The 20,726-nt window shown below is 57.1% G+C and carries 19 protein-coding genes and 2 pseudogenes; 8 read left to right on the top strand and 13 right to left on the bottom strand.

What is annotated here, in order from left to right; translation table 11 throughout:
* Positions 1 to 30: 30 nt before the first annotated feature.
* Complete coding sequence (locus tag IP89_RS15145; RefSeq protein WP_043310430.1) at positions 31 to 372, bottom strand: Rieske 2Fe-2S domain-containing protein; 342 nt, start codon at positions 370 to 372, stop codon at positions 31 to 33.
* Between the two features lie 2 nt (positions 373 to 374).
* Positions 375 to 1,316 (bottom strand): VOC family protein, encoded by a 942-nt coding sequence (locus tag IP89_RS15140; RefSeq protein WP_043310429.1) that lies wholly within the window; start codon positions 1,314 to 1,316, stop codon positions 375 to 377.
* 280 nt (positions 1,317 to 1,596) lie between these two features.
* Here IP89_RS15140 and IP89_RS15135 point away from each other — a divergent pair, with 280 nt between their 5' ends.
* Positions 1,597 to 2,520 carry a LysR family transcriptional regulator gene (locus tag IP89_RS15135; RefSeq protein WP_043310428.1) on the top strand — a complete coding sequence of 308 codons (924 nt, stop codon included), beginning with the start codon at positions 1,597 to 1,599 and terminating at the stop codon, positions 2,518 to 2,520.
* Positions 2,521 to 2,636: 116 nt separating this feature from the next.
* Positions 2,637 to 3,794 carry a S9 family peptidase gene (locus tag IP89_RS15130; protein WP_043310427.1) on the top strand — a complete coding sequence of 386 codons (1,158 nt, stop codon included), beginning with the start codon at positions 2,637 to 2,639 and terminating at the stop codon, positions 3,792 to 3,794.
* A 176-nt stretch (positions 3,795 to 3,970) separates the two neighbouring features.
* Here IP89_RS15130 and IP89_RS15125 read toward each other — a convergent pair whose 3' ends face one another.
* Complete coding sequence (locus IP89_RS15125) at positions 3,971 to 4,348, bottom strand: nuclear transport factor 2 family protein (RefSeq protein ID WP_043310426.1); 378 nt, start codon at positions 4,346 to 4,348, stop codon at positions 3,971 to 3,973.
* A 283-nt stretch (positions 4,349 to 4,631) separates the two neighbouring features.
* On the opposite strand from IP89_RS15125, the gene IP89_RS15120 reads away from it, so the two are divergent.
* Both IP89_RS15120 and IP89_RS15115 read left to right on the top strand, forming a co-directional pair.
* Positions 4,632 to 5,972 (top strand): amidohydrolase family protein, encoded by a 1,341-nt coding sequence (locus IP89_RS15120; protein ID WP_043310425.1) that lies wholly within the window; start codon positions 4,632 to 4,634, stop codon positions 5,970 to 5,972.
* Between the two features lies 1 nt (position 5,973).
* Positions 5,974 to 6,420: a heme-binding protein gene (locus tag IP89_RS15115; RefSeq protein ID WP_043310423.1), complete on the top strand. Its 447-nt coding sequence runs from the start codon at positions 5,974 to 5,976 to the stop codon at positions 6,418 to 6,420.
* Here IP89_RS15115 and IP89_RS15110 read toward each other — a convergent pair.
* The 7 genes and pseudogenes from IP89_RS15110 to IP89_RS15090 form a co-directional block, all read right to left on the bottom strand.
* Positions 6,405 to 7,079 carry a LysR substrate-binding domain-containing protein gene (locus tag IP89_RS15110; protein ID WP_371261955.1) on the bottom strand — a complete coding sequence of 225 codons (675 nt, stop codon included), beginning with the start codon at positions 7,077 to 7,079 and terminating at the stop codon, positions 6,405 to 6,407. The genes IP89_RS15115 and IP89_RS15110 overlap by 16 nt on opposite strands.
* A 72-nt stretch (positions 7,080 to 7,151) precedes the next feature.
* Positions 7,152 to 7,340: pseudogene (locus IP89_RS23930) on the bottom strand (LysR family transcriptional regulator); the annotation flags it as partial.
* 53 nt (positions 7,341 to 7,393) lie between these two features.
* Positions 7,394 to 8,257, bottom strand: a complete 864-nt coding sequence (locus IP89_RS23925) for a methyl-accepting chemotaxis protein (protein ID WP_371261954.1) — start codon at positions 8,255 to 8,257, stop codon at positions 7,394 to 7,396.
* Positions 8,252 to 8,548 (bottom strand): annotated as a pseudogene (locus tag IP89_RS23920) (HAMP domain-containing protein); the annotation flags it as partial. The pseudogene IP89_RS23920 and the gene IP89_RS23925, both read right to left, overlap by 6 nt.
* Positions 8,549 to 9,548: 1,000 nt before the next feature.
* The gene (locus IP89_RS15100) at positions 9,549 to 10,727 is read right to left on the bottom strand and encodes an acetyl-CoA C-acetyltransferase (protein ID WP_043310419.1); all 1,179 of its coding nucleotides are present in this window, start codon (positions 10,725 to 10,727) and stop codon (positions 9,549 to 9,551) included.
* An 86-nt stretch (positions 10,728 to 10,813) separates the two neighbouring features.
* On the bottom strand, positions 10,814 to 11,470 hold the full coding sequence (locus IP89_RS15095; RefSeq protein ID WP_043310418.1) for a CoA transferase subunit B: 657 nt from the start codon (positions 11,468 to 11,470) through the stop codon (positions 10,814 to 10,816).
* Between the two features lie 28 nt (positions 11,471 to 11,498).
* Entirely contained in the window at positions 11,499 to 12,197 is a 699-nt protein-coding gene (locus IP89_RS15090; protein WP_043310417.1) for a CoA transferase subunit A, read from the bottom strand.
* A 117-nt stretch (positions 12,198 to 12,314) separates the two neighbouring features.
* On the opposite strand from IP89_RS15090, the gene IP89_RS15085 reads away from it, so the two are divergent.
* Together IP89_RS15085 and IP89_RS15080 are read left to right on the top strand one after the other, a co-directional pair.
* Positions 12,315 to 13,220 (top strand): LysR family transcriptional regulator, encoded by a 906-nt coding sequence (locus IP89_RS15085; protein ID WP_052081101.1) that lies wholly within the window; start codon positions 12,315 to 12,317, stop codon positions 13,218 to 13,220.
* A 77-nt stretch (positions 13,221 to 13,297) separates the two neighbouring features.
* On the top strand, positions 13,298 to 13,723 hold the full coding sequence (locus IP89_RS15080; RefSeq protein ID WP_052081100.1) for an antitoxin Xre-like helix-turn-helix domain-containing protein: 426 nt from the start codon (positions 13,298 to 13,300) through the stop codon (positions 13,721 to 13,723).
* Between the two features lie 539 nt (positions 13,724 to 14,262).
* On the opposite strand, the gene IP89_RS22810 is transcribed toward IP89_RS15080, so the two are convergent.
* Entirely contained in the window at positions 14,263 to 14,814 is a 552-nt protein-coding gene (locus tag IP89_RS22810; RefSeq protein WP_156115066.1) for a hypothetical protein, read from the bottom strand.
* A gap of 541 nt (positions 14,815 to 15,355) precedes the next feature.
* Here IP89_RS22810 and IP89_RS23390 point away from each other — a divergent pair.
* The gene (locus IP89_RS23390) at positions 15,356 to 16,315 is read left to right on the top strand and encodes a hypothetical protein (protein WP_156115065.1); all 960 of its coding nucleotides are present in this window, start codon (positions 15,356 to 15,358) and stop codon (positions 16,313 to 16,315) included.
* Between the two features lie 261 nt (positions 16,316 to 16,576).
* Positions 16,577 to 17,398, top strand: coding sequence for a hypothetical protein (locus tag IP89_RS15070; RefSeq protein ID WP_081963263.1), 822 nt, complete (start codon positions 16,577 to 16,579; stop codon positions 17,396 to 17,398).
* 133 nt (positions 17,399 to 17,531) lie between these two features.
* Here the strand turns inward: IP89_RS15070 and gmtX are convergent, their stop codons facing one another.
* Both gmtX and IP89_RS15060 read right to left on the bottom strand, forming a co-directional pair.
* Positions 17,532 to 18,167, bottom strand: coding sequence for a gamma-mobile-trio protein GmtX (gene gmtX / locus IP89_RS15065; RefSeq protein ID WP_043310415.1), 636 nt, complete (start codon positions 18,165 to 18,167; stop codon positions 17,532 to 17,534).
* Positions 18,160 to 20,726: VPA1269 family protein (locus IP89_RS15060; protein WP_043310414.1), on the bottom strand; the 2,567-nt coding region annotated here is incomplete at its 5' end. The genes gmtX and IP89_RS15060, both read right to left, overlap by 8 nt.

The following is a 20,726-nucleotide window of genomic DNA, read 5'->3' as shown; positions in this document are numbered from 1 at the left end:
TTTGATGTATCTCCAAACGCGATACCTGCCTCAGAGCAAATCCGCGTTGTCGACCATCAACCAACCGTCTCGCTCAACACAGCCCACAGCGTGCAGTCGCTCCCCCAAACAAGGCCCGTAAACGCATAGGCCGCTGCTAGGAAGAAACTGCGCGCCATGCGCGTAGCAAACAACTCGAGACCCATCGGCAGACATGAAGCGGTCTTTGCGGTACTGCAACGGCACGTCCAGGTGCGGACAGCTGTTCAGATACACGCGAACCACTCCCTCGCTGCGCAGAGCAAACAGGCTGTCTTTTCCCTGCTGCAGCGGGTCAAATCCGCGCGACTGCCCTTCTGCCAGCTCATCGAGCCTGCAGAGCGCAATCAGCATGCTTAGCCCTGCTTGGGCGGCGGGCCGCCCGGCGCCCACTTCTCTTTCGACGAGAACAGGAACAGCTGCGAGTTGTCCGCGGACATAGGCGCCACGCGTGCCGCCCACTCGTCATCGTGCTTGTCCATGTCGGCGTCGTACTCGATGTGGCAACCCAGAGGACTGTTGAAGTACCAGAACCAGTTGGAGCCAAAGAGATGGCGGCCAGGGCCCCAGAAGCTGGTCCAGCCTTTCTGTTCGAAACGGCGACCAGCCAGTAGCACTTCAGTGCCACTGCCCATATGGAAGGTGAAGTGCTCGCAACCCTTCATATGCGGAGGGGTTTGGATCATGAAGAGGCAGTGGTGATCGTCCATGCCGTTAGTGCGCATAAACGGACCAACTCCAACAAAGGTGTCGGTAGTTACAAAGCCCAGGCGGTCACGGTAGAACGCCTCACCCTTAGCAGCGTCCGGAACGAAATACACCACATGCGAAAGCGTGCGAGGTACTGCCGGCATATCGAGAGTGATTCCCGGCTTGTTCAGCGGCCGCTGAGGTGCGGATCCTGGGGCGTTGGTCAGATCTGCCTCTGCCTCGAATGGGCGACGGCAGGTGACCTGGAAAGCGATCGCAAAGCCCAGATCGTCGAAGGCATGCAGTACGCCGTCAGCATCACGCCGCACTTCACGATCGCGACCGAGTTCGTCCGCAATCGCATCCAAGTCGAGGCTGGAGCCAACACCGTAAATGGTTTCGCGCAGCGACGGCGCAGGCCCCATAGCTGGAGGCAGCGAGGAATCGTCGCTGCGACGAATGATGATGGCGGTACCATCAAGTGCTTCAAACCGCCCTCCTCGCTCGCTCAGCTCGGAAGGTTTCAGGCCGTAGTCGCGCAGGCAGTCGCTGCAGGCCTGGATGTCGTCAACGCCAAATACCAAGGCGTCAAGGCCAATGATTTTCATGGCTACCACTCCATTGAAATTGTTCTGCCGGCGCCTTGGCAGAGCGCCGGTGGTGGAGGTCGGGCAGCAATGAGCCGCCCCGACTTGGGAGCGGAAGATGAAGGATGGGGATATAGGTGACTAATCGCGTGTCAGGATGCGACCTATCGCCAAACGCGATACCAGTTTGAAGCTCCAGTTCCCCGCGCTATGGACAAATGTTGCGACGAAGATTGGTTGACGACTCAATGGTTGGAGGCCAAGGTATCTCGAAAATAAATACAACAAGCCGGACCGTGCCATGCGTTTCAACCATCTCGACCTGAATCTTCTGGTCGCGCTGGATGTATTGCTTGAAGAGCAGAACATCACCCGCGCGGCTGAACGACTGCATATGACCCAATCTGCCACTAGCGGCGTACTGGGTCGGCTAAGGAATTTTTTCGAAGACGACCTGTTGGTGCAGGTTGGCCGAAAAATGCAGCCAACTCCTTATGCCCTAGAACTCGCCATCCCTGTCCGGGAGGTGCTGCTGACTATCCGCTCTTCGATAACGACCAAGGTGGTATTCGAGCCGCAATCCAGTAAGCGCCACTTCAAGATCATGACGTCGGACTACTTGATCAGCGTGCTCCTTGCACAGGTCATCCAGAAGATCCACGAATTGGCCCCATCCATTACCTTCGAACTGATCGCTCCAAGCGATGCAGATCTAGTCGTGCGCGGCGAAGTCGATCTGATGATCGCGCCAGAGAGATACATCATTGAAGGGCATCCCTCGCAGCTGCTTTTCGAGGAAGAGCATGTGTGCGTGGTCTGGGATAAGAATGAGCTTGTAGGCGAGCAGCTCTCGCTGGAGCAATACATGGAAATGGGCCATGTTTCGGTGGGGTTCGGCCGCAACCGACATCCAAGCATCGAGGAGTGGTTCATGACGCAGTACGGCTTCAACCGGCGTCTTGAAGTCATCACCCATGACTTCAACACCCTTCCCCAGCTGGTAATCGGTACCCATCGCATCGCCACAATGCACCGCCGCCTGGCACGCATTTACACCAAGTACTTACCGCTAAGAATTCTCCCGCCGCCCGTGAAAATTCCTGTCATGCATGAGTACATGTTCTGGCACCGCAGCATGGACGGCGACCCCATGCATCGCTGGCTGCGCGAGCGCATCCTGGAGTTCATCACAACCGTAGATACAGCCGAGTCAGCCATCGCATAGCGCGATACCTCGCATCCGTCGTAACGATTGGCCAACTGGCTTGCTCCGTCCCTAAGGTTGCTCGGCATTTCGCCCGCATTGCGGGCGTGTCTAGACGACCAAAAAGGACAATAAGAATGTTCCGCTACTTCCCCACTAATTACGTCTGGGACCTGTCTGTAAACCTTGCCATCGAGATGGGCGCCCGTATTGGCGAAATTGAGGAGATGTGCAAGCCGCTGGCCGAAGCGGCCAAGCAGCCCGATGCAGCTGGCACCCAAGCTTTCCGTGAGACTTGGTCGAAGATGGCCGACAAGCTGTGCTCCCTTGCGCAGGAAGACGAGAGCCTCGGGCGCTTGCTTTCTGCCGGCGAGAAGTACAATCGTGCGGCCACTTACTACCTGACATGCGAGCGCCTGCAAGCTCATGGTGCTCCAGGTCGGCTTGAACTGTATCAGCGCTTCCTCGACACCTTTGCTCGTGGCGTGGCGCTGTCGAAGGAAAACTGCGAGCGAGTTGAGATTCCCTATGAGGGCAAGCACATTTCCGGCCTGTATGTGCGCGCTGAAGGCGTAGAAGGTCCAGCGCCGATCCTGGTTCAAGTCAACGGACTCGACTCCACCAAGGAAATGAAATATCGCGTCGGCCTGCCTGCATGGCTAGCCAAGCGTGGTGTCTCTTCGTTGATCATCGATCAGCCGGGCACTGGTGAGGCTCTCCGCCTGCAAGGTCTCACCGCTCGTTACGACAGCGAGCACTGGGCTAGCCGAGTGGTGGACTGGCTGGAGACCCGCACCGACATAGATGCCAAACGCATCGGCCTGGAGGGGGTTTCCCTAGGCGGCTATTACTGCCCGCGTGCTGTCGCGTTTGAACCGCGCTTCGCTTGCGGTGTGGTTTGGGGCGCTAACCATGACTGGCGTGACGTGCAGAAGCGTCGCCTGGACAGAGAAGGCAGCCTACCTGTGCCGCACTACTGGGCTCACGTGCAATGGGTCTGGGGCGCCAAGGACATGGATGAGTTCATGACCATCGCCGAGAACGTCCATCTCGATGGCGTTCTGGATCGCATCAAGGTGCCATTCCTGGTAACCCATGGCGAGAAGGACTCGCAGATTCCGCTGAAGTGGGCACACCGTACCTACGAGCAACTGATCAACAGTCCAAAACGCGAGCTGAAGATTTTCACCGACCGCGAAGGCGGTGTTCAGCACTCTAGCTTCGACAACAGCATCAACGCAGGTCAGTACATCGCCGACTGGATTGCAGAGACCCTTGGCGGTCGTGTTGCCTGATCTCCTCACTAAGTAGAATCGACGCTACGAGGTGTTCCCACGGCAGGTGCGTACGCCCTGCCGTTTTTTTCGTCTGGCTTTTTGTTTGTTATCAGTTCCCAACAGATAGGCTTCAGTCATGGAGCAAGGCTCATAACAACCAAACCCCTGACTGAAAAGACTCCCCAGCTATTGGCTTACGACATGGTCCTTGTGCCGTGGAACAGCACCATCTGCCAGCTCTCCTCTCGTTTCACCCAGACCTGGGATGCAAATCCCTCAGCCCGAATCGCGTCTCCGCCTGAACGTTTCTGTAGGACATTGCATTGGGGGCCGCTCATCAGCAGTACGCCCTCCCCCAAACTCTGCACCTGCAACTCCCCACGCTGCACCTCCAAGTACCGAACTGCCGTGCGGGCATACTCGAGATACTGGGCCTTGGTCTGCACCAACCCTGTGGTATGCACGTACACCAGGTCCTCGGCGAACAACCTCTCGATAGCGGCTTGATCTTCACTCATCAAGGCCTGCTGGCGTTGCTGCTCCAACTGCAGAATCTCCTGAACTTCACTCATTACGCGGCCCTCCTTTGGGTACATGCGAACGCCATCCTGTCGATGGCACGCGCACCCTAGTTCCAGCCCGACCGGCAGGAAAATCGCGACTCAGCATGCTAGCTATCGCAAATCGCGATGCTGTACTTCGTCGCCACCCAATTGACCTGAGAACCAACGTCTACGGGGCTTCCAGAAGGTATCGACCGTATCGATAGCAGAGCATTGAGGACATTTGCTGGTTATGGCCAATGCTGGCGACCTAGCCTGCCTCCAGCACCATAACAACAAGGAAAAACGCCTTATGAGCGCCCTCCATTTGCATTGCGCCAGCCTGTTCGATAGCACCTCGATGCAAGCTGCACAGCACCAAACATTGGTGATCGAAAATGGCCTGATCACCTATGCCGGCCCCCGCAACCAAGCCCCCGCTATGCGCTCACATGATCGTCAACAGCATGCGGGCTTTGTCATGCCAGGCCTGATCGACGTTCACACCCACCTTGCCTTCGGTAACGCGCAGAGCGAGGAGGACATCGATATCTGGACTAGCGACGAGTTCCGTGCGCTGCGCGGCATGTTCTTCGCCCAACACGTATTGGCCGCAGGCGTCACCAGCATGGTTTGCCCAGGAGACAGCGGACAGCTCAGCATTGCTGTTCGCAATGCGGTCAATGCGGGACTTTTTGAAGGCCCAAGAATCGCAGCCAGCAGCCGTGTCATAACTAACCGGCAAAGCCTCAATGACTGGTTTCCAAGCCGTGTCGGCGCGCCCGAGTATTTCACCGCGGCCCTGATCACCAGTCGCAGCGACGCCATCGCTGAGATCCGCAAACAAGCCAAAGACGGCGTGAACTTGATCAAGATTGCAATGGACGGCACGCACCGCCGCCCCAATGGCGAGATCATCGCTGCCTTCACCGCTGACGAAACCCGCGAGATGGTCGAGGAAATCCACCGTCTTGGCTGCTTAGTGGCAACCCACGCCTATGGTCGCGAAGCCGTAATGAATGCCGCTCGTGCCGGCGTTGATCTGATCTTCCATGCCTTCTACATGGACGACGACTGCATCGAGGCCATTCTCGAGTCAGGCAGCACCCTGGCCCCCACCATGACGTTCCCCAAAAACACCGTGGATTTCTGCCAGCCACATGATCCGGCCATCTCCACGGGCTATGCCGGCTACTGCGCACGGACTCTGGAGCTCGGCGCCTCCGTACTGCGTCGTGCCAAAGCTGCAGGAGTTCCATTTGCCTGCGGCAGCGATAGTGGCTTTGCCGTCACCCCATACGGCGAGTGGCATGCTCGTGAGCTGGAGCTGCTGGTTGAGTTAATAGGGTTTACCCCGGCAGAAGCGTTGTTGTGTGCCACGGCCAACGGCGCACGCTTCATGCCCCAGGGACACCTGCTTGGCACTTTAGAGGTCGGCAAGCATGCGGACCTTTTGATTGTGGATGGATCTCCGCTCGAGAATATCCGTGTCTTGCAGGACCCAAGCCGTCTACAGGTCATCAAGGGTGGGCAGCTAATCAGCGTCGAGAAACGCGCCTACAACCCCAAGCAAGTTTCCGACTTCAACTCGCTCAAGTGGACCGACCTTTACACCCGGGATCGCGTTAGCCAACTCGGGAAATGGAGCCACTGAGATGCCCATCGATTTCGAAATCGCCACCCGGCTCGCTCAGCAAACACTACTTGCTTCGCGCCGCCTTGGTCTGAAGCCCATGGCGGCGGCAGTGTTGGATAGCTCCGGTCACCCGCTTGCCGTACTCCGTGATGAACACGCTAGCTTCCTACGCCCTCGCATTGCTACTGGCAAAGCTCGTGGCTGCCTCGGTATGGGCTTTGGCGGGCGGGAACTCGCACGACGAGCGCAAGCAATGCCTGCATTCTTCGACGCCATTAACAGCCTTACGGATGGAGAGGTGATTCCGGCGGCCGGCGGCGTGCTGCTTCGCGATAGCGAGGGCAATTTACTCGGTGCTATCGGCGTCAGCGGAGACACTTCAGACAACGACGAGCACTGCGCCCTAGTCGCGATTGCAGAGCTCGGCCTAGTAGCAGATACCGGAGAGCGTCAGCAATCGGACTGAGCCAGGCGAGCGCCCTGCTCAATCAGCAAACTGCGAAACCACGCCAGGGCCGGATCTAGGTCCTGGTGCTGATGCCACTGCAAAACCTGGCATACCGGCGGAAACGCCAACGGTGATGGAAGCACTCTTACTGAGTAACGTCTCGCCAACGCCTCAGCCTGGCGACGAAACAGCGTAGCGACCCGCGGCGTTCCCACCACAAACTCCGCCATCAATGCGAAGTTGCCCACAGCCACGCTTCGGCGACGCTCGATCCCTAGCTCGCGCAGGTGCATAGCTTCTACACCTGATTGCTCCCCATCAGCAAACTCGCGCACCACGTGTTCGGCTGCGCAGTAGTCCGCAAGGCTCAACCCCAACTCAAGCCCTGGGTGATCAGCACTTACTATGCAGCACAACTCATCGGCCAGGAGCTCTGCTTGGGGGTAAATGGTGTTGCTGCGCTGCGGCGGGACGATAACCAGATCGCAATGGCGGTATTCGAGTGCCTCACTGACCACGTCGCCGTCTCTTGGCCGAGGTAGATCCCGAATACTCAGGCTAACACCGGGGGCCTCGCTCGACAGCCGCCGGCTTACCTCCGGCAGCAATACCGCTGCGACATAGTCGGATGCAGCTATGGTGAAATGCCGCTCGCAACCAGCGGCCTCGAAATGCAACGGAGCCTCCACAACCTCGCGCGCCAGGCGTAACGCCTCTCGGACTTTCGGGTGAAGGCTACGCCCCAGAGCAGTAGGCTCCAACCGGCGACCTACTGGGGCAAGCAGAGGGTCGCCAAAGTGCTCCCGAAGCCGTCCTAGGGCTGCGCTAGTTGCAGACTGTCCAAGATGCAAACGTTCCGCTGCCCGACTAACACTGCCTTCATCGAGCAGCGCATCCAGGGCGACCAATAGGTTTAGATTCAACCGTCGATAACGCATGTCGAGCTCAAGATCGATCTGGAAAAGTCGAGTATCACACGCTGCATCAGTGCTTAGGTCTGGAAGTGGCCCACAGCAAGATTGAGTACGCCACTGACCTGCTGTAGATCTGAAGTCGAAGCTTGCAGCGATACACTTTGCCGCGAGCTTTCTTCTGCTACCGCGCGAACGCGGGTAATGCTGTGATTCACCTCGTCCGCCACCATGCTCTGTTGCTCGGCAGCAGTGGCGATTTGCTGATTCATCCGTTCGATGGTGGCAACGGCCTGGGTGATACGTTGCAGCGCGACAGACGCCTGCCCAGCAAGACCTGCAGATTCGTCGGTCAGAACTCGGCTCTCTTGCAGACGCGTAGCCGCCTGTTGTGCAACTTGGCCCAAACGTTCGATGAGTGTCTGGATCTCACCGGTGGAAGCCTGTGTTCTCTGAGCCAACCCTCGCACTTCGTCGGCGACCACGGCGAAGCCTCTACCATGCTCACCCGCTCGAGCAGCCTCGATCGCAGCATTCAATGCAAGCAGATTGGTTTGCTCAGCAACTGACTTGATGACGACAAGCACCCCACTGATTGCCGAGCACTCTCCGAGGAGCTCGTTCATCACCTCGGCACAGCCAGTCATCTCCTGCGCCAGTAGCTCGGTCCTGTCAGCAGCCTGCTGGACCAGTCGATTGCCATCTCGCGCCTGCTCATTGGCCTGCACCACGGCATCGTTGGCCTCACAGGTGTTACGTGCAACCTCGCGAGCAGTTGCGCTCATCTGCTGCATAGAGCTCACGGCGACCTCAGTTTCCTGGCGCTGCTGCTCTACTCCTGCGTGGGTATTGCTTATCACTGAGGCCAAGGTGCCAGCCGTCCCGTTGAGCTGATCCACTCCCTGACTGATACGCCCCACCAGCCCTCTCAAGCTGTCGAGCATGCCTCCGAATGTACGCAAAAGCAGCCCGAGTTCATCCTTGCGTATCGCTTTCTCAGGGGAGCCACCCAGATCCCCCTCAGCAATACGCTGCGCCAATGCTACGGCCTGCCGCAGCGGATGCAGAATGGCTTGACGAATAAGCAAACTGGCTCCGATACCAAGGCTTAACGCCAGTAGGGTGATGACGCTCAGCTGCCTGTAGGCACTGCTGCCATCTTCCGCGATTGCTCCTGCTTGTTCCTGCTCCAGAGCAGCCAGTAAGTCGCCCAGCTGCTCGCTTTGTTGCTGCATGCCGATGGTGGCTTTGCTAATCCGGTCACGGCTATCTGCGAACTGAGTAAATGCTTTCCGATAGGCCGCAAGAGCTTCGCGAGCCTCTCGCAACGAGGTCTGTCCCTCTTCCCCGACTCGCAGCGCCAGAGTGTCTATGGCAGCAAGCACGTCACTCATGCCCATCTCCCAGTCGGCTCGACGACTCTGGTCGCTCCCCAAGCTATAGGACAGCTCGCTATCTCGTACTTGGGTCAGCTTGTCCCGCAGCGCTGCGCTTTGCTCCAGCAGAGCGGACTGCTCCATGGCCTCCCCACCCTGCCCCTCGGCCGCGGTGGTTAGCGCATCGATCTGATCGAGGAAGACTGCAGTAAAACTCTCTGCAGCTACACGAGCCGTTTGCTGCATCTGCAGCCGCGCCTCGTGGAGCTGGCGCAACGACAAAGCATACTGCTCGAACTGCTTAAGGTATGCCTGCGCCGCCGAGATCATCTCCTGATGAGTGACGTTTCCATCACCAGAAAGCTGCCCTTGTAGTTGCTCAACGATCAGGCGTACTTGCTCAGCCGAGCGAGCATCCAGTGCTAGCGCAAAATCCTTCTCAGCAATGCGAGCCTGTAAGACCCGAGCCTGTACTTGCAGCTCACCACGCAAACGCTCGCTACGCTGTTGCAGCGTAGAAATCGAACTGAAAGCTGTCGCAGCAACCCCCGCGGTTAGCAGCAGGACCAAGCCAAAGCCGACCCACAACTTGGCTCCAACAGACAGGTTTCCAAGCAGACGTCCCAGCTGATTCATTGTGACCTCCAGCTGGCAGGTGCACAGGAGCGACCAAGGTGGAGTCGCGGATCAGCAGAGAAATTGAGCCTAAAAAGAGATGGCGGCAGGAACTTCATACGACAGCCTTTCTTGTTGTTATAGCGAGCACTGGCACGCTAGCGAATGAGATCCCCAACTCGCTAATCGCATTTGCCGCTACGAGGTATCTGGCCATGCGATGGCCGGATACAAACTCGAGGGTTTAGCGCTCGATTGCCAGGGCCACGCCCTGCCCGCCGCCGATGCACAGGGTAGCCAGGCCCTTCTTGGCATCGCGCTTGATCATCTCGTGCAGCAGGGTCACCAGCACCCGGCAGCCGGAGGCGCCGATGGGGTGGCCGAGGGCGATGGCGCCGCCATTGACGTTGACCTTGGCCGCGTCCCAGCCCAGCTCCTTGCCCACCGACAGGGCTTGGGCGGCGAACGCTTCGTTGGCTTCGATCAGATCGAGGTCGGCCAGCTGCCAGCCGGCTTTCTCCAGGCAGCGCTTGGTCGCCGAGACCGGGCCGATACCCATGATCGCCGGATCGACGCCGGCGTTGGCGTAAGCAGCGATCCTGGCCAGCACTGGCAGACCAAGGGCCTTGGCTTTATTGGCGCTCATCAGCAGCACTGCGGCGGCGCCGTCGTTGAGACTGGAAGCGTTGCCAGCAGTGACGCTGCCGTCTTTCTTGAAGGCTGGCTTGAGCTTACCCAGGGCTTCGGCGGTGGTGCCGGCGCGCGGCTGCTCATCCTTGGCGAAGCTGACCGGATCGCCCTTGCGCGAAGGGATCAGGATTGGGGTGATTTCATCGACGAAACGGCCGGCCTCAATGGCGGCTACAGCCTTCTGCTGGGAGGCGGCAGCGAAGGCATCCTGCTCCTCACGGCTGATACCGTACTTCTCCACCAGATTCTCCGCGGTTACGCCCATGTGGTAGTCGTTGAAGGCGTCCCACAGGCCGTCCTGGATCATGCAATCGACCAAGATGCCGTGCCCCATACGTTGGCCAGTTCGCGCGGAAGAAGTGATGTAAGGAGTGAGGCTCATGTTCTCCATGCCGCCGGCGATGATCACTTCCGCGTCGCCGCAGCGAATCGCCTGAGCGCCCAGGTGCAGGGCCTTGAGGCCGGAGCCGCAGACCTTGTTCAGGGTCAGCGCCGGTACGGCGTTGGGCAGGCCGGCCTTGATCGAGGCCTGGCGAGCGGTGTTCTGCCCGGCGCCAGCGGTCAGCACGTGGCCAAGGATCACCTCATCGACGTCCCCTCCGTTAATGCCAGTCTGCTCCAGCAGGCGCTTGATCACCGCGGCACCAAGGTCCACGGCGGGCACGCTGGCCAGGGAGCCTTGGAAACTACCGATGGCGGTACGGGTGGCGGCAACGATGACGACTTCATGCATGGCTAGAGCCCCTGAGCAAACAGCAAGAAAGTGCCCACGTCCTTTCCGAACACCAGATAAGAGGAGCTCGCGTGGGCAGAAACGGGTTAGAACTGCATTTCAACAACGTCGTCTGGCACGATCAGCCGCCCTGCCGTTTTCTCAGCGATTTCCGCAATGCTGACACCCGGCGCCCTCTCTCGCAGGATGAATGCGCCACCCTCGATTTCGAGGAAAGCCAGATCAGTAAGTACCTTGCGAATGCAGCCCGCACCAGTCAGAGGCAAAGAGCAACGAGGCAACAACTTCGACTCTCCGTCCTTCGAGGCATGAGTCATGGTGACAATGATGTTCTCCGCCCCGGCCACCAGGTCCATTGCTCCCCCCATGCCCTTGATTAGCTTTCCAGGGATCATCCAAGAAGCAATGTTGCCCTCGACGTCGACCTCAAAAGCACCTAACACAGTGAGGTCTACGTGGCCTCCGCGGATCATGGCAAAGGACTCTGCCGAGCTGAAAATCGACGCGCCCTTTACTGTGGTAACGGTCTGCTTGCCTGCGTTGATCATGTCGGCATCTACTTCTTCCTCACTGGGAAAGCCGCCCATACCAAGTAGGCCATTTTCGGACTGCAGCATCACCTGCATATCATCTGGTACGTAGTTGGCAACCAGGGTAGGAATGCCGATACCAAGATTGACGTAGTAACCATCCTGGAGCTCACGCGCAACTCGCTGAGCCATCTGTTCACGGGTCAAAGCCATTTCGGGCGATCCTCTTCGAATTCTGGGTTCAGGAGCGAACGGTGCGCTTCTCGATGCGCTTCTCAAATCGCCCTTGGATGACGCGATCCACGTAAATCCCGGGGGTATGAATCTGGGTGGGATCGAGCTCGCCAGGAGCCACGATTTCTTCCACCTCGACCACAGTGATTCGACCGGCGCTAGCCACTAGGGGATTGAAGTTTTGAGCTGTGTGCCGGTAGATCACGTTGCCGTAGTGATCTGCCTTCCAGCCTTTGACTATGGCGAAGTCTCCGGTAATCGCTGGCTCCAGGATGTAATGACGGCCGTTGAACTCACGAACCTCTTTACCTTCTGCGACAGGAGTGCCGTAGCCGGTTGCAGTGAAGAAAGCAGGAATGCCTGCACCACCAGCTCGCAGTTTTTCCGCAAGGGTTCCCTGCGGGGTCAGCTCGACCTCCAGCTCCCCGTCCAGAAGCTGTCGTTCGAACAAAGCGTTCTCGCCTACGTACGAGGCAATCATCTTGCGGATCTGCCGGTCTTCTAGCAGAACGCCCAGCCCAAAGCCGTCGACACCGCAGTTGTTCGACACCACGGTCAGCTCACGCACTCCTCGACGCTGGATCTCGGCAATCAGGTTCTCTGGGATCCCGCACAGGCCAAAGCCTCCGGACAATAGAGTCATACCACTCTCGAGGCCGGCTAGAGCCTCTTCGTAACTACCCACCCGCTTGTCCAGCCCAGCCATTGCTATGCGCCTCTTCTTGTTCTTGCTGACCCCTAGCCAGCGATGGCGGTAGCTTCTGCAATTCAGACTAATTTGTTAATTTTGTTTTTCATTTGAATTGATTTATAAAGCAGAACAATGACCATCAAGCAGATTCGTGCATTTCTTGCCGTTGCCCAGAGCCTGTCCTTTGCGCAGGCCTGCTTGCGCCTGCACATGTCGCAACCGGCACTTAGCCTGGCAATAAAGAACCTCGAAACCTCGTTGGGTGGGCCTTTGCTGTCTCGCACAACACGCAGCGTTGCGCTGACGCCAGAGGGCGAGACCCTGCTACCGATCGCACAGCGACTGCTGGCAGAGTGGGAGAACACCGAAGACCTTCTGCGTCAGCACTTCACCTTGCAGCTCGGCCGTGTCTCGATCGCAGCCATGCCCTCCTTCGCCGCCAACTGCTTGCCTCAAGCAATCAAAGCGTTTCGGGACCGGCATCCGAGGATCAATGTCACCGTGCATGACGTGATCAACGAGCAAGTGGTGGAGATGGTTCGCGATCGCAGGGTCGAACTAGGCGTGGTTCTAGAGCCAGATAACCTGGATGGGTTGGAGTTCATATCGATCTATTTGGATCGATTCATTGCCGTAGTGCCCCCAAACAGCGACCTCCATGCACTGACAGAGATCAACTGGCACGCTTTGAAAGCGCACCCATTCATTGCCTTGCAAAGACCCTCAGCAGTTCGAAGGGTCATTGAGTCTCAGGTTGGGCAGTTACCGGTAGCTTTTGAAAGCCATCAATTCACAACCATTGGACGGATGGTTCAGCAAGGATTGGGGGTCAGTATCGTGCCCAGTATCTGTGAGCAGCAGATGCAAGAGCTGGGGGCCTGCTGCATTACCATCAACGATCCTCAAATCGAACGGAGAATCGGGCTGATCAAGCAGGACGGGATCGAATTGTCAGCTGCGGCACAGGCGCTGGCAGAGACCCTGCAGCAATTGTTCGTCCCGAACTATGGTGGGTGGGCCTGTAGCGCAACGAGCTAAGGCAGGAGTTAGGTTGCTTGATCAATGGATTGACTTAGACCGACACTGTCCAAAAGGACCTCATCCGAGACTTGAACATGGCCGCAGATGTGCCACTCCACAGTGTGACGAGAGAGCAAGGCGTTATCGGGCTGCGCGCAGCGCTGAACGTCCTAGACAAGTGGAAAGGCTCGTCAGAGCAGGCCTGTCACATCCTCGGTATTTCGCAAAGTACTTACACGAGCGCGAAGCAACAGGGACCAGAATGGTCTGTTCCCCTAGACTCCGAGCAGTTGCAGCGGATCAGCCTGGTGCTAAACATTCACGCAGTGCTCCGTACGGTCTTCGCCAACCCTGAAAACGCTTACGGCTTCCCCTCGATGGCAAATCACAACGAGTTCTTCAACGGGCACTCGCCGCTTGAGGTCATGGCTAAAGGTGACTTGCGATCTCTGCATGAGACGCTCGAAAAGATCGATGCGCTCCGATTTCTTCATGGTGATGCTTCAAGCCCTGTATCTTAGATCTAGCCCCCTAGCAGAGAGGCTCAGATGGCTACAGCTCCTTTCTTCTCACCGATTTAACTCCTTATCTCGCTGAGTTGGGCGCACCTCCCTCATCCCCTCGCGACTCGTATAGCGCCGCTCCCGCCCGCCATAACAGTGCTGTTGCGGAAATATTTTCCAGTTTCTGAAGACCTGGGTAACCGCCCCTTTTTATTTACCAGGCTTCACGTGAGAGGCACCTAATGACCGGTTAGCGACGGCCCGAACCTGGCCATGGCTATGCATCGCACGGTTGAACCTCGGTCTGCTCCGCCAGTGGACATGAAAAAGCAGGCAAAAAAAAACCGGGCAAAGCCCGGTTCTTTTCGATTCAGAATTACATTCTCGGAGCGTTCTCTGACTCGCAGGCAGGCGACAAAGACTTACCAGCGTACGCCGAGCTTTTTACGCGGCCAAACGCATCTACGGACTCTGGAGTCAGAAAGCTGCGATAGCAGCTAGAACGCTGAATCCGCATGATCTTTGCCCGTGCTATAGCGCGAGGATCGCTCTTGACTTTAGATTTCATCGTGGAGTCCCTCTTCTTCGGCCGGATCATAGTCCTGCGACAGATCGTAGGCAAGGCCAATGCCATGGATCTGCTGAAAGCCCTGCGCGAGATACGTGTTGCGAACCTCTGGAATTGGATCGCTAATCACCACGTATTTCATATCCAGCAGGCTTGCATAGTTTCGTACAGCGGTTAAGCAAAGCGGGGCTATATACCCTTTAGTCACCAATTGGTCGTCGGGGTTCCTTTCGAGATACAAGACAAAGACCTTGTCCCTGCTGTCACGAGGACTGGCCCAGCAAAGACCGGCTAGGGTGTTGTTGTGCCAAACAGCGATGTCCAAGGCAGGTAAGTGCGCGGGCTTGGCCTTCCATCTGATCACTCGCTCCCAGCCAAAGTCGTACCTGGAGAGCCAACGATCATACTGGTCAATTGCAGCCTCAGTGATTTCGCCCAGCACCAACTCAGGAGCGTTGAACGGCGCGGCTGCGTCAGCAATTTCCCCAACCGCCATTTCGCGGGCGACTTCTTTATACGCCCTGTATTCGTCTTCTTCCACTTTGCTCCCTTAGATAGCCCTCCTAGGGCTATTGCTTTTGAGCTCTACTGAGCTCTCCAGCCATGAATTCAGGGAATTTAACGGCATCGAGTGCCGTCTCGTCCAGCAGCGGAAAGTCGTCAACTTGCTTACGCAGGCGTACCCATTCCCAATGGTTAACGCCCAGTATTTGGGCGTCACCTTCACTGTCCATTAAGCACAGCACGGACCGCTTTCTGCTAGATGGATGCTGCCTATGATCGCGCCTATCGCGGACGTGCTCTAGCAGCAGGCCGGCCACAAGAACCAGCCTGGTGACGACCTAAACATTCCGCAGCCTGTCACAACCACGGCGATGAACATCAAGTCGCCGAACATCCAGGGCGAGGTGGCGCAGGTACGCGAGAACACCAGCCCAGTGTCGCCGCCTGTGCCTGCGGCGCCTAGTGCGGGAATGGGGGGCATTGAGACGCCAACCCCGGCGGACAATCTAGGGCGAGGTGGCACATGGCCGCTACGGAATCTACGCTCAGCGCTCCAACACAATGCAAGGAGAGCAGATATGCGCAGGGTATTGGCTTTGATAATGATGCTGTCGTTGGGAGGGTGTGAAACTTTCAAGATCGCGATGACAGACAAGATTGAGTCTCAAGCAGAGAAAGATGATGTTGGGATACTTCAGGTGCTTAAAAACCCGAAGGCTCAAAATCCAATATGGGGCGCAGGTGGGAAGATTCTAGAAGAGCATTGCACCCAGAAAGGAGAGGTTGAGGCGTTAACTGAGGCGATATGGGTGCCTATTGTGGTCAATTTGGCAATCAAAGCTGGTGGTGCAGCAGCAAGTAAATATGTGAAAGGGGTAAAAGAAAAGTCTTCAAAGTCTACGAAGTTCAGAGCTTTTGTTACAGGCCAAACATTGGCGGATGCCCGCTGCATAGTGGCCTATCGTGGCCCGCTGCTGGAAATGAATGGTGAAAAAGGCCCGGAGGCGGAGGACACTGCGAAAGTAGTTAGGCCAAAACCTGTTTACCCAGCAGCGGTTGTGGTTCTGAGAGTCGATCACCACGGCAAGGCGATTCGGTTCGTTCCGATATACGCCTACGCGAAGAACAGCGTTTCAATGACGAAGTGCACAAGCGCTTGCAGTAGTAAAGACGCGAAGGCAGGGAAAATAAACATGGCGGTTGCAATCACGGCAACTGCCGCTGTTCCGACTGCGTTGCAGGACATTCGGCTTCGAGAGCTTGGCACTGCAACTGCAACCGTGAAGGAAGTACCGCTGCGTGGCCAGCAACCAAAGCAATTGGCGGCGGTGCCTAAGCCAGTGGGTGCCCCCTCGGACATCATCGCTATACCAGAGCCCAATGTTGGGGTGCAGCTAACAGTGGTGCTGTCCGAGATCGGTGATGTTGCTGGTGATCCTGATGTTGCGGAAGCTGAAATCCAAGCGGCCGTGGAATCTCTTACCGTTGGTGCTGAGGCTGAACTTAAAGCCCATTACGAACGAGAGTCCGAAGATTGATATCTGAGGCCCAGTGCGACCTGGGCCTTTTCACTGCACCACATCCTTTGACCCATGTCGGCCGGCGAGGTGACTCTGCCGCGGGAGAACACCAGTCCTGCGTTGCCTGCTGTTCCGGCGGAGGCAGGGCGGGTATGAAAGGCATTGAGACGGCCAAAGTCTCCGATAACATCTAGTGATGACCGGATAGTGCTCGCATTGACGTGATGCTATAACCGCGACGTCCTATCACATGAAGAGGTAGTCGTCGTGAGTTATGGAGTGACGTTATACAACGTGTTCATCGCCTCTCCGGGCGACGTGGCTTGGGCGAGGGCAAAAATTCGGCAGTCCGTACATCTCTGGAATGAGGTGAATACCAAGCACCGCAAGGCAATTCTCTTTCCCCTAGGATGGGAGACGAGTTCGGCCCCTAACATGGGTGCCCCTGCACAGGAGATCATTAACCAGACGCTATTGTCGGAGGCTGATCTCCTTGTTGGTGTGTTTTGGACTCGTCTTGGAACACCAACTGCCGATTTCGAAAGCGGAACGGTTGAGGAAATTGAGCGACATATTCAGGCAGGAAAGCCAACGCTGTTGTACTTCTCCGAGCAGCCGGTGGCTCTGGGGTCGGTGGACCGGGATGAATACGACCGGTTGCAAGAGTTCAGGAAGTCCTGCCAGTCCCGTGGGCTGTACCACCAGTTTGATGATGAGTCGCAGTTCATAGAGGCGCTAAATCGCCATCTGGGTATCCACATCAACACCTTGCTAGGCGCACAGCCTATTACTCGGGAGGTAGCGGCTGTTGGCGTTCCCAGTGTGGCGCGAGGGTTGAGCGAGGCGGCCAACGTTCTGATTAAAGAAGCGGCGCAGGACTCAAGTGGCACCGTTATGAGCCTTGCAAGCCTTGGTGACAGTTCGATCCAGACGAATAGAAAATCGTTTGGGGGTGATGGCGGAGCGCGCGAAGCTGCGAAATGGCAAGGGGCATTGCGTGAACTGGTCGCAGCTGGTTATTTGCTCGGTAGAGGCGTGAAGGGGTCGATATTCGAGGTGACTAGCGCGGGTTACGAATACGCCGACTCGCTACCAAATTGAATCAATAGCTAACGCGACTGCGCCCCCGCCTGCGTAGTCGCTCCTTCTTGTGACCCCCTGTAGGGTTTTCTCTTTTTCCCTCCCATCTCGACACTCGCTAGCAAGTTGAGCCGCGTGACCTAGACGTCCGTAATCACTCCACCTGCACTGCTAGAATTTTCTCGATCGCATCTCGGAAGCCAGGTTTGTGGATTCTCCTTCCTTTCGCATCCACCAATTCGCCCCTGCTGCCAATCGACAGCCCCGCTTGACCAAGCAACGAGGGATCAATCGCAGCTTTCAATGCTGCCAACTCAGCAGCATTGAGGAGCGTCCGAGTGGTAAGGGCCGACAACGCTGTGCTTCCCAGGATGATCGGTGCGCCACTGTGCTTAGCCTTACGCGACTCCTTGGCCTTGAGCGCCCGCAACTCTTTAGCGAGCAGTCTCACACTCATACGCAGCACTGGGTCTTGGATGTGATCGATCCAATCATTTGGATCAGCCTTTGTCTTACTGGCCTTGGGCAGCGACGTGAGTCTCCAAGACTGGATCAGTTCCCGGTAATGCGCGCCAGTCGTATTGACTATGGCCTTTTCGCCGGGAACCGGCAGCCCACGGTCTTTGCCAAGGGTGATGATGGTCTTGTAAGAGAAGTCCGAGGAATGCCGCTCATGCAGCAGCCGGCACGCTTCGTTGATGGCTTCCAGGCTGCGCTTACGACGACTATCGCTGGCCTCGCTCATCAGCCGCTCGTAGGTGTCCTGCGGCGAAACAAGTTGGTCACTCACTGATAGGAGCCTCGTGGGTCAACTGGCGCACGCGATTGGGATTGGAGAGAAGCTGTCCGATCTCGGTCGAAATGCTCGTCAGTTCCGGCTCGTGAGTGTCAATGTCGAGCAGCATCAGTTTGCCCGAGACCACATTGTCGATCATTTCCCAGGAACCCAAACGCTGAAAGAGAATCCGGTTCATCTCGTTGGCAACGACCAGCTTCTGTTCGTCGTCGAGCCTGAACATAGCCGGTGCCAAGCCGTTGTTCTCGGCCATACGATCGATAGCCTGGGCGATCAGAGGTACGGCACGCGATGGGTTGGCTGAACGATAGATGGTCGCGTTCTGGCAGATTTCGGCCAGCAAATGGTAATTCGTCTTGGAATCTTCAAAGGCGACACCAACCTCGGCAAGATCGCCACCAGCCATCAGTCTGACGCCATTCTCACCTTCGCCGCTCTGCTCTCCTTCATTGATGAGTTTCAGGCAGCCCTGAACGTAGTGATTGACGGCTACATAGTCAGCCAGCAGGCCATCGAGCTTCCCAGCGCTCTGCTCTTGGATTGCTCTCGATCGCTTAAGCTCTGCCTGCTCCTGTTGGGTGTCTAGCTGACTCGCCTGGCACAGGTCGTAAAATGCCTGTTCCAAAAGTTCAACCTCTTCCGTGTACTTTTGAAAACGTGCACTTTCCGCGTGAATCTCTAATGCGATTTCGTTGGCCAGCGCCACCAGCCCACCGAGGAACGGAACCCCGGTAACGAAGAAGCGGCAGCGCGGACAGTTCCTCTTACCGAGGTAGCCTGCCTCGACAGGTGCATAGAGACTTTCAACCTTTCTGTCAGCGATAGCCTCGCCGCCGATATGGCATGCGGCGCCTGACATTGGGCAGATGCCGCAATCGAACACCATGCAGGCCGAGTTGGGCACGTCAGATTCGAGCAGCGAGCGATTACCGCTTGTTGCAATCAGTTGATTGAGAAGCGGCTGTAATCCCTGTGTCCTTACCGTTTCGGCATGGCGCTGAGTGGCGATATGAGCGGTGCGCTTTTCAGTCTCGCCCATTGTGCGGCGCATCTGATCGTTGTTCAGCTTGGTGTAGTAGATCGTCATAACCAGCGAGGTATGGCCGACCAGCTTAGAGATCAGGTGAATAGGCGCGCCGCCGTCTGCGATGAGCGCCGTAATCAGGCTGACGCGCAGGCTGTGCGGTGTGTAGGGACTGAGATAGCGCTGATTGTTGGCTTTGAATTTGGGGCTTTTGCTGGCAAGGTTTTCGCCAGAGCGCTGAATCGCGTAGAGCAATGCTGGCAAGGTGTGGGTGAAAGCCGTTGTGGTGAGTGCCGGCTGACCCGAGGCGTCCGTGCGGAACAGAAAGCATTGGGTGCCACGCGCCTGCAAAATCTTCTCATTGGTTTCGGCGCGAAGTTTGATGTCAGACCAGCGCGTCGGCTCTTTCAGTGGGTTGTACTTGGCTTGCCAGTCACGCAGCAAGAGGAACCAATAGAGCAGGTCATCAGGAATCCACGGAACTTCGTAGCCGCCGTCCTTGCGTCCGGTCTTATTGGTAGTCACATAGAGCTTCGGGGCGTCGTTATCGCCACGCTGCACAGCAGCTTGCCGGCGGCGTTTCTTGCTCCCTTTTCCAGCAAGAGGGGCGGTGTTCTTCTCCCAGCGAACACCGCCATGCTCAGGATCAAGAACGGCAATTTCGTCATCTGCTTCGCCGCTGTCTAGCCAGAGAATCTGTTGGCCGCGCAGCGGAAAACGCAGCAGCGTGTAGAGCGCCACGAAGCGAACAGGCGACCAAATCTGATAGCAATCTACCACTTCGCGCTTGTCTTTCATCTTGCGGTCAGCCTTGACCTTGCGCCAGATGCAGTTCGGATCGTCGCGATCAATCAACGACTCGTCCACATAAATCCAGTCGGCGCGGGTCGCAAAGAAGTCTCGTAGGTGGGGCAAATCCCTCAGGCTGGGCCGTGTCTGCAATACCTGCTCGCCGTTCGGCACGAGGAAATTGCGCGACCGGAGGATGTATTCATAACCGAGCGGCGGCTTGGTGGACTGGTTGGACCGGTAGGCCTGCAAGCTATCGGCAAAGCCGGCCAGCACAGTCTGAAAGGGGTTCCGGTACTCAGCAAGAACAATGCGCTCGTCCGCGTCTGCATCGGTGCAGTGTTCATCCAAGAGCCAGCCGAAAAAGGCCGTGATCGCACTGTGATAAGGCCTTTTCAGGGACTCAGCCTGGGCTTCAATGAACAGCTGATAGGCCTCAGTAGGGAATGGATTGGCCCGCAGCAGCAGGTGCCTGGGTTCGTCGGGCAACCTCTGATCCTGATAGAAACCGCCCAGAAGAACCCTGATCGCGGATTTCTTTCCGGTGATGTTCGTTTGGGTCTTCAGCCACCTCTCAACACTTGCCCACATAACCGGGTAGCCCGCTAGCGCAGCGTTAGGGTTTTCGTTGCCGAGGTAGTCGTACCAGTCGATCCAGCCGGCGTCAGCATAGGCCTTATAGGGGTTGGCCGGCAGCCTCGGGTCTTCGCGGTAGCGCTTGCAGTAGTCAGGATGGTTCT

This window comes from Pseudomonas sp. ML96 (assembly GCF_000761545.1).
GTDB lineage: Bacteria > Pseudomonadota > Gammaproteobacteria > Pseudomonadales > Pseudomonadaceae > Aquipseudomonas.
This window is presented reverse-complemented; position numbering and strand designations above follow the sequence as displayed.

Bases quoted from the DNA above. Each gene is read 5' to 3' on its own strand.
- IP89_RS15100 (WP_043310419.1), bottom strand. From the start codon at position 10,727: ATGCATGAAGTCGTCATCGTTGCCGCCACCCGTACCGCCATCGGTAGT.
- IP89_RS23925 (WP_371261954.1), bottom strand. From the start codon at position 8,257: ATGCTCGACAGCTTGAGAGGGCTGGTGGGGCGTATCAGTCAGGGAGTG.
- IP89_RS23390 (WP_156115065.1), top strand. From the start codon at position 15,356: ATGCGCAGGGTATTGGCTTTGATAATGATGCTGTCGTTGGGAGGGTGT.
- IP89_RS15080 (WP_052081100.1), top strand. From the start codon at position 13,298: ATGGCCGCAGATGTGCCACTCCACAGTGTGACGAGAGAGCAAGGCGTT.
- IP89_RS15090 (WP_043310417.1), bottom strand. From the start codon at position 12,197: ATGGCTGGGCTGGACAAGCGGGTGGGTAGTTACGAAGAGGCTCTAGCC.
- IP89_RS15145 (WP_043310430.1), bottom strand. From the start codon at position 372: ATGCTGATTGCGCTCTGCAGGCTCGATGAGCTGGCAGAAGGGCAGTCG.
- IP89_RS15140 (WP_043310429.1), bottom strand. From the start codon at position 1,316: ATGAAAATCATTGGCCTTGACGCCTTGGTATTTGGCGTTGACGACATC.
- IP89_RS15115 (WP_043310423.1), top strand. From the start codon at position 5,974: ATGCCCATCGATTTCGAAATCGCCACCCGGCTCGCTCAGCAAACACTA.
- IP89_RS15125 (WP_043310426.1), bottom strand. From the start codon at position 4,348: ATGAGTGAAGTTCAGGAGATTCTGCAGTTGGAGCAGCAACGCCAGCAG.
- IP89_RS15120 (WP_043310425.1), top strand. From the start codon at position 4,632: ATGAGCGCCCTCCATTTGCATTGCGCCAGCCTGTTCGATAGCACCTCG.
- IP89_RS15085 (WP_052081101.1), top strand. From the start codon at position 12,315: ATGACCATCAAGCAGATTCGTGCATTTCTTGCCGTTGCCCAGAGCCTG.
- IP89_RS15130 (WP_043310427.1), top strand. From the start codon at position 2,637: ATGTTCCGCTACTTCCCCACTAATTACGTCTGGGACCTGTCTGTAAAC.
- IP89_RS15095 (WP_043310418.1), bottom strand. From the start codon at position 11,470: ATGGCTTTGACCCGTGAACAGATGGCTCAGCGAGTTGCGCGTGAGCTC.
- IP89_RS15135 (WP_043310428.1), top strand. From the start codon at position 1,597: ATGCGTTTCAACCATCTCGACCTGAATCTTCTGGTCGCGCTGGATGTA.